Source organism: Pseudomonas avellanae BPIC 631, assembly GCF_000444135.1.
Classification (GTDB): Bacteria; Pseudomonadota; Gammaproteobacteria; order Pseudomonadales; family Pseudomonadaceae; genus Aquipseudomonas; species Aquipseudomonas avellanae.
Genome location: NZ_ATDK01000138.1, coordinates 1 through 1219, shown reverse-complemented (window position 1 = coordinate 1219; position 1219 = coordinate 1). Strand labels below are relative to the sequence as shown.

Genomic DNA, 1219 nt, shown 5'->3' with positions numbered 1-1219 from the left:
TTTTCGAAATAAGTTACCCATAACCTGCAAGCTAAGCTATTGATAAGATTTGAATTTTCCGTTAGTTGGTGGCTGATTTTTTCGAAAACAGTACACTAGGTTGATTTCCTGGGACTTGAGCAGGTCCACCTCGAACACCACATCGTCCCAGTCAATGGTGGACTTGCCTACTTCGTTACCCGCTTTCTCGCGCCGCAGCCAATCTCGGATGTCATTGTAGGTGGAGCGATAGTCCTGAACCTTGCGCTCGACAGGTAGGCGGATGGTCTGCAGCTCGGCGAGTTTCCCGTCATCCAGGTGGTGTTCAATCTTAAATGCTTCCACGGCCTGAGGGTCGCACATATCGACCGTTTGCAGTGCCTTGAGCGCGGCGAACTCGTCGTAGTTCTGCAGCACGTTTTCCACACGCAGGTAATCGCCAAACAACTTGGCGAAGGCTTTCTTTTCCGATTCCTTGATGATATTGGCCGGGTCGGGAAAACGCTGCTCCAGTTCCGTAACCACATCCATGAAGCCACGCCGCGCCTCACCGGTCATCGTGTCAGTGAAGCCCTCCATGTACTCGTTATAACTTTTTTCCAGCACCACGTTGCGCGTATTCTTGTCGCCGAACAACGTGATGGCCTCGACTGTGGCCTGCTCCAGATCGCGGAAGGTGACGATATTACCGAAAGTCTTGGTGGCATCGACGATGCGGTTGGTGCGCGAATAGGCTTGGATCAGGCCGTGATAGCGCAGGTTTTTGTCGACGAAGAGCGTGTTGAGTGTTGGCGCATCGAAGCCGGTCAAGAACATGCCTACCACGATCAGAAGGTCGATGTCCTGATCCTTCACGCGCTTTGCCAGGTCGCGGTAGTAGTTCTGGAAGCCCTTGCTGTCCACGCCGAAACTGCTTTTGAACAACGCGTTGTAGTCAGCAATCGCCGCGCTCAGGAACTCTTTTGCGGTGATATCCATCGCTGACACTTCGAAACTCTCATCGACGATGTCGCCAACGGCGTCCTGTTCTTCATTGGGGGCGAAGGAGAAGATGGTGGCGATGCGCAGCGGCTTATCGCTGCCTTCCTGCAGCTTCTGCAGCGTCTCGTAGTACGCCTTGGCGGCATCAACGCTGCTCACCGCGAACATGGTGTTGGCGCTGATTGAAAACTGACCCACCCTGCCGATTGAAAATTGACCCAGGACGGATTGCTGATTTCTGTCCCAGCAATTGTGGATA

At 53.4% G+C, this 1219-nt stretch carries 1 protein-coding gene; it reads right to left on the bottom strand.

All coding sequences use genetic code 11. The annotated features are described in order from the left end of the window. Positions 1-36: 36 nt before the first annotated feature. The coding region (locus DW49_RS0107505; protein WP_029774640.1) for a type I restriction endonuclease subunit R, EcoR124 family at positions 37-1219 on the bottom strand (1183 nt) is incomplete at its 5' end.